Annotated in this window: 6 protein-coding genes and 1 pseudogene; 4 read left to right on the forward strand and 3 right to left on the reverse strand. The window is 71.8% G+C overall.

The window, feature by feature from the left end; all coding sequences use genetic code 11:
- The first annotated feature begins 1 nt into the window (after nt 1).
- The 4 genes from AOM46_RS31415 (at nt 2) to AOM46_RS22335 (ending at nt 3,720) form a co-directional block, all read left to right on the forward strand.
- Nucleotides 2–745, forward strand: a complete 744-nt coding sequence (locus AOM46_RS31415; protein WP_067226448.1) for an HNH endonuclease — start codon at nt 2–4, stop codon at nt 743–745.
- Between the two features lie 107 nt (nt 746–852).
- On the forward strand, nt 853–1,068 hold the full coding sequence (locus tag AOM46_RS22325; RefSeq protein ID WP_062214349.1) for a helix-turn-helix domain-containing protein: 216 nt from the start codon (nt 853–855) through the stop codon (nt 1,066–1,068).
- A complete protein-coding gene (locus tag AOM46_RS22330; protein WP_062214350.1) occupies nt 1,068–2,372 on the forward strand; it encodes an AAA family ATPase in 1,305 nt (434 codons plus the stop codon). Before AOM46_RS22325 ends, AOM46_RS22330 begins: the two co-directional genes overlap by 1 nt.
- 121 nt (nt 2,373–2,493) lie before the next feature.
- Nucleotides 2,494–3,720 carry a site-specific integrase gene (locus AOM46_RS22335; RefSeq protein ID WP_062214351.1) on the forward strand — a complete coding sequence of 409 codons (1,227 nt, stop codon included), beginning with the start codon at nt 2,494–2,496 and terminating at the stop codon, nt 3,718–3,720.
- A gap of 93 nt (nt 3,721–3,813) precedes the next feature.
- Here AOM46_RS22335 and miaA read toward each other — a convergent pair whose 3' ends face one another.
- The 3 genes and pseudogenes from miaA to AOM46_RS22350 all read right to left on the reverse strand — a co-directional run.
- A complete protein-coding gene (miaA, locus tag AOM46_RS22340) occupies nt 3,814–4,761 on the reverse strand; it encodes a tRNA (adenosine(37)-N6)-dimethylallyltransferase MiaA (protein WP_062214352.1) in 948 nt (315 codons plus the stop codon).
- A 46-nt stretch (nt 4,762–4,807) separates the two neighbouring features.
- Nucleotides 4,808–5,515, reverse strand: coding sequence for a class III extradiol dioxygenase subunit B-like domain-containing protein (locus AOM46_RS22345; RefSeq protein ID WP_062214353.1), 708 nt, complete (start codon nt 5,513–5,515; stop codon nt 4,808–4,810).
- 174 nt (nt 5,516–5,689) lie between these two features.
- Nucleotides 5,690–6,280 (reverse strand): annotated as a pseudogene (locus AOM46_RS22350) (IS701 family transposase); the annotation flags it as partial.

Genomic DNA, 6,280 nt, shown 5'->3' on the forward strand with positions numbered 1-6,280 from the left:
CATGGTGGCGCCGAACCTCAACACGCTCCGGCGGCGGAGCAAGCGGCGGACGTTGGCATGGCGGGATGGCGCGCGGTGCTTCTACTGCCGCCTGCCGTTCCCGGACCCTGAGTTGGCCGGCTCGACGCTGGATCACTACGTGCCGCACTCGCTGCTGGCGACCAACGCGAACTGGAACATGGTGCTGGCGTGCCGTCCGTGCAACCTGGCCAAGGCCGACGTGTTGCCGTGGCCGGTGGTCTGGCTCCTCCTCGGCTTGGTGGACACCACTCCGGCCGGAGTGGACACCGCCAACGTTCACGGCCGGCCCGGTGGTGTTCACGGCGACGGGTCGGTGTTCACGACCGCCCCGAGCGTGTTCACGCCCCCGCACCACACCCCCGACACGACCGGTACCGGCATCACGCCGCCCACCGAGGTGGACACCCACGGGCCCGGCGGGGTGGACACCCCGCCGTCCGTGGTGGACACCGCGTTGACCTGCGTGACGACCCCCGTCACGCCCGTCACACCGCCCCAGGCGGACACCCCCACCCGGGCCAACTGGACGACCGTGAACACTCCCACGCCGGGCGTGAACAGCCGCCTGGACACCGTGAACAGCCCCGGCGCCCAGGTGGACACCCCGACTGCCAACACTGTGCCCGTGGGCGTGCTGACGCCGACTGGCGAGCTGGCCGACACTGCCCTCGGCCCGGCCGTGAACACGCCCGTGAACACCGCTGAACACCGGGAGGCGGCGTGAACAACCCGCCCCGACACGGCAAGCCGGAACCACGGCGGAACCAGCCGGAACCAGGTACCGGAACCAAGCGGAACCAGGTACCGGAACCAAGTTCCGCCCCGGCGACCGTGCCGCCCCTGGTCCCCTACCTCACCCCCGAAGACCTGGTCACCCTCCTCAAGCTCCCCAGCGTCGAAACCATCTACCAGTGGCGCAAGACCCGCAGCGGGCCCCGCGCCACCCGCATCGGCAAGCATCTGCGCTACCACCCCAACGCGGTCGCCGAATGGCTCGACGCCAACACCGACCACGCCGCCCGCATCCCCGATCGGGAGGTGGCGTGATGACCGACCAGTCGATCCCGTCCCAGGAGACGCGCGAGCCGTGGGCCGAAGGCCCCGGGGCGGACTTCCCCGCCCGCCGGATCAAGCTCACCCCGGCGGCCTCAATCGCTCCTGAGCCCGTCATCTGGGCGTGGGAGCCCGAGCCTGGTATCGGGCGTATCCCGGCCGGCGCGCTGACCCTGGCCGCCGGCCGGGAGGGTACGGGCAAGTCGAGCTTCGGGATCTGGCTGGCCGCTCGCCTCTCGCGCGGCCAGCTCCCTGGCACCTTCGAGCACCAGCCCCGCACCGTGTTCTACGCGGCCGTGGAGGATTCCTGGTCGCGCACCCTCGTGCCCCGCCTCATGGCCGCCGGCGCCGACCTGGAGCGCGTCTACCGCGTCGATGTCGACGACTTGCTGCAAGGGGAGACCATGCTTTCCCTGCCCCTGGATACCGGCCCTCTGGAGGCGGCTATCGCCGAACACCAGGTGGCCGCGCTGATCATCGACCCGCTGATGTCCACCCTGGGGCAGAACACCGACGCCCACCGCACCCAGGACGTACGCCGCGCCCTGGAACCGGTGGTCCGCATGGCCGAACGCACCACCGCCCTCACGTTGGGCATCGCGCACTTCAACAAGACCACCGGCACCGACGCCTCCCAACTCATCTCCGGGTCCGGGGCGTTCAAGGACTTGGCCCGCGCGATCCTCGCGTTCGCCCACGACCGCGAAACCGGCGAACAGGTCATGACCCAGACCAAGAACAGCCTCGGCAAACTCGACTTGCCGTCGCTGTCCTACCGCATCGAGGGATGCGACATCCCCGCCGCCGGCGGCACCGCCAACGTCGGACGCCTGGACTTCACCGGGATCGCCGAACGCTCCGTGGAAGACACCCTCTCCACCACCGCCGACCCCGAAGGCGCCCAGGAACGCAACGAAGCCGCCACCTGGCTCACCGACTACCTCACCGAACGAGGCGGCGAAGCCCCCGCCGGAGACATCATCAAAGCCGCCGAGAAGGACGGCTTCGCCAAGCACACCATCCAGCGCGCCCGCAACAAGGCACGCGTCACATCCCAAAAGTCCGGATTCGGCAAGGGGTGGGTGTGGGCACTGAACGTCACCACCCCCGCCCAAGGTGACACCAAGACGACGAAGAACACACCCCACAGGGAGCTGTCGCCTTCGTCATCTTCACTGTCACCTTCGCCGAACCGCACACCGAACGTGACCACCACGGTCGGACAGTGCGCAGCGTGCGGCGAACTGATGACCCTCCTCGACCCCGGTCAGACCGCCCACCCCGGGTGCACCCCCTGACCACCGCGCACGGCCGCTAGACCTAGCACCCCCCACCGCTAGGTCTAGCGGCCCCCCTAGCGCCCCAAACCCTCCCCCACCTGCGCACTAACACCTAGCACGCCAAGGAGACGGCACACCCATGCCCGGCCACATCCAAGACCGCTGGTACAAGACCACCAAGCTGCCCAACGGCGACCACGTCAAGGTCAAGACCGACCGGTACGGCGTCGGGCTCCGGTACCGCGCCCGGTACGTCGGGCCGGACGGCACCGAGAAGTCCAAGTCCTTCCCCGACAAGCAGAAGCGCGCGGCTGAGCAGTGGCTCACGCAGACGGCCGCCGACATGGCCGCCGGCCAGTACATCGACCCGAAGAACGCCCGCACCACCTTCCAGCAGTACGCCGAGCAGTGGGTGGCCGCCCAGACGACGGACATCGGGACGCGGGACACCGCCGAGCGCCAGCTCAGGCTTCACGCGTACCCGTACCTCGGCTCGCGTCCGCTCGGTTCGTTCCAGCCCGCCCACATTCGCGCCTGGACGCGTGAGTTGGAGGACGCCGGCATCCCCGGGAGCTACGCGGTCCACATCTACGGCAACGTCAGGGCCGTGCTGACGGCCGCCGTCGATGACGGCTACCTGGCGCGGAACCCGTGCGCCGCCCGGTCGGTGCGAGCCCCGGCCGCGAAGCCCAAGCGTGTCGTCCCGTGGGAGCGTGAGCGCGTCTTCGCCGTGCGGGCCGCGCTGCCGTCCAGGTACCGCGCCATGGTGGACGTGGCCGCCGGCTGTGGACTTCGCCAGGGTGAGGTGTTCGCGCTCACCGAGGACGCCCTCGACACCGACGCCGGCATGCTGCACGTCGTGCGCCAGGTGAAGCTCATCCGCGGCAAGCCCGTGTTCGCGCCCCCGAAGCGCGGGAAGGAACGCGACGTGCCGTTGCCCAGCTCGGTGCTGGCCGCGCTCCGCGCCCACGTGAAGGCGCACCCCTCGGTGAAGGTGACCCTGCCATGGTGCCGCCCCGACGGGCCCGAGGTGACGCACGAACTGATCTTCACCAACACCGTTGACGGCGCGGTGAACCGGAACACCTTCAACGACCACTCCTGGAAGCCCTCTCTGGCCGCCGCCGGGGTCATCCCGACGCCGGGGCCCCGGGAGCCCTACGAGCGGGCCAGAGAGCACGGGATGCACGCCCTGAGGCACTTCTACGCCTCGGTCCTCCTGGACGCGGGAGAGAGCATCAGGGCCGTCAGTGACTACCTGGGGCACTCCGACCCCGCGTTCACGCTGCGGGTGTACGCCCACCTGATGAAGGCGAGCAAAGACCGCACTCGGAACGCCGTTGACGCCGTGCTCTTCGACGGCTGACGGCCCACAGGCGGCCCCCGGCCACCCCGTAGGCCCCTGCCCCCGGCTAACGCTGAGGTCAGGGGCCTACGGGCGTTCGGAACGGGCACACGATCAGGATGTGACCGCCCGTTCGACCAACGTCCAGGCGCGCTCGTCGAGGTCCCTCGGGGCCTCGGCTCCGGCGTCCAACCAGTGGACCCTGGACTCCCGTCGGAACCAGCTCTCCTGGCGGCGGGCGAAGCGGCGGGTGGCCCTGACGGTCTCCTCGCGGGCGGTCTCCTCGTCGCAGTCGCCGGCCAGGTATGCCAGCACCTGCTGGTAGCCCAGGGCGCGGGACGCGGTGCGCCCCTCGCGCAGCCCGGCCTTCTCCAGCCGGCGGACCTCGTCCACCAGCCCCGCCGCCCACATGCGGTCCACCCGGGTGGCGATCCTGGCGTCCAGCTCCGGGCGCGGGACGGCCACGCCGAGGTGCAGCGCCGGGTAGACGGAACGCTCCTCGTCGGGGCCCGGGAGCTGGGCGGTGAACGGGCGCCCGGTGATCTCGACGACCTCAAGGGCGCGCACGATCCGCCGGCCGTTGCTGGGCAGGATCGCCTCGGCGGCGCCCGGGTCGGCGGCGGCCAGGCGGCGGTGCAGCGCGCCGCTGCCCAGCTCGGCCAGCTCGGCCTCCAGCGCGGCGCGCACCGCCGGGTCGGTCCCGGGGAAGCGCAACGCGTCCAGGGCGCCCCTGACATAGAGCCCGGAGCCGCCGACCAGGACGGGGGTCCTGCCCTCGGCGAGCAGCCGGTCGATGGCGGCGCGGGCCAGGCGCTGGTACTCGGCGACGCTGGCGGTGACCGTGACGTCCCAGATGTCGAGCAGATGGTGCGGAACCCCCCGGCGTTCGGCGCGGGTGAGCTTGGCGGTGCCGACGTCCATGCCCCGGTAGAGCTGCATCGAGTCGGCGTTGATCACCTCGCCGCCGAGGCGTCCGGCCAGGGCCACGGCCAGGTCCGACTTGCCGGCGGCGGTCGGTCCGACCACGGCGATGACCCTGGGTGTCGGCTGCGTGCTGTTCACCCCGGAAGTCTCGCAGAACGCGAGCGGGCGGCGGCCGGCGGCGGGTTCAGGACCAGGTGGCGGCCAGATAGCCGACGCCGTAGGGCGCTTCGTCGTAGAGCAGTCGGCCGGCGAGGTCGGCTCCCTCGGCGGCGCCGGCCAGCAGCTGCCAGCCGGCGCGGCCGGCGACATGCAGCTGCCGGGCCAGGACCGGGTCGAGCGCGGCCAGCGCCGGGCCGTCGGCCGTGCCGAGGGCGCCGGCCACGGCGGCGTCGAAGGGCTCGGCGCGCTCGTCCCAGGCGCCGGGCGCCTTGGCGGACCGGCAGGCGCTGCCGTCGCCCAGCACCAGCAGCGCCAACCGTTCGTCGCCGGCGGCCAGTTCGCGGCCGGCGGCCAGGCAGTCGCCCGGCGGGAGGGTGTCGGGCAGGGCGCGGGCGGTGGGCGGCGCGGCCTGCCAGTGGGTGCGCTCCAGCAGCCAGGCGCCGACGGTGAGCGAGGGCGGCAGCTCGCGGGGGCCGGGTTCGCCGCCGCCGAGCCGGACGTCGAGGGCGACGCCGAAGCCGCGGAACGAGCCGGCGCTGCCGGCGGGGTAGTCGCCGCTCTCCGCCTCGGGCGCGGTGCCGACCAGCAGCAGCCGGTCGGGGCGGGCGGCGGCCAGCACCGCGACGGCGTCGAAGCAGGCGGCCCGCGCCCGGTCGAGCTCCGGGGCGGCGCCGGCGGCCACCTCGGGGACCAGCAGGGGCGGGGAGGGGCAGACTGCGGCGGCGACGAGCATGTCGAAAGCCTAGTACTCCAGTTGCAGTTCGCTATCGCTGCTGGTCAGGAGCCTATTTCTGAGTGTAGCGGTGTAACGGGCCGTTATCTTCAGCGGGTTCGTGACTTCGGGTGCGGCGGTGGTAGTGGCAGCGGCGGGCGATGGCTTGGTGCCGTCTTCGCCAGCGGGACCAGCTCAATGTGTGATCGAGCCCACGGTGGTGTGCGGGGTGGGACCGGTGAGCTGCCAGGAGTCGCCGGATCTCTGCCATGGTGAGGGGGACGAGGGCGCGGGAACCGTTTCCGCACCCCCCTTTTTCCCTTCCAGCGCGGCGATGACAGCCAGGAATGCGTGGGCGAGCATGGCCAGCGTGATGTGCCGATACCAGCCTGGATACCGGCGGACCTCATACTCGTCCAGGCCGCACTCGTTCTTCGCGGCCTGGAACACTTCCTCGATCGCCCACCGGGCGCCGGCAATGCGCACCAGCTCTTCGACGGTGGTGCCGTCGGGCGCGTAGGCGAGGTAGTAAGCGATCTCGTCGGGCCGGGCGAGGCTGCGGCGGGCCAGCACCCACCGGCGGTGCGTGGGCTGGTCGCCGTCGAAGATGTCGATGCCCGGCAGCTTCGCCGCGGCCCAGTCGTAGACACGGGGGCCCTTGGCGCCGTCCCCGCAGGACAGACGCTGCCAGACGTCCTCGGGCGCGTCGGCGATGAGCTGGTCGATGCGCCAGATCCCGGCGAGGGACTTGATCTGGTGGGACTTTGGCACGGCCAGCACGTAGCC

Source organism: Streptomyces sp. NBRC 109706 (genome assembly GCF_000974485.1).
GTDB lineage: Bacteria > Actinomycetota > Actinomycetes > Streptomycetales > Streptomycetaceae > Streptomyces.

Bases quoted from the DNA above. Each gene is read 5' to 3' on its own strand.
- AOM46_RS22345 (WP_062214353.1), bottom strand. From the start codon at position 5,515: ATGCTCGTCGCCGCCGCAGTCTGCCCCTCCCCGCCCCTGCTGGTCCCC.
- AOM46_RS22330 (WP_062214350.1), top strand. From the start codon at position 1,068: ATGACCGACCAGTCGATCCCGTCCCAGGAGACGCGCGAGCCGTGGGCC.
- AOM46_RS31415 (WP_067226448.1), top strand. From the start codon at position 2: ATGGTGGCGCCGAACCTCAACACGCTCCGGCGGCGGAGCAAGCGGCGG.
- AOM46_RS22335 (WP_062214351.1), top strand. From the start codon at position 2,494: ATGCCCGGCCACATCCAAGACCGCTGGTACAAGACCACCAAGCTGCCC.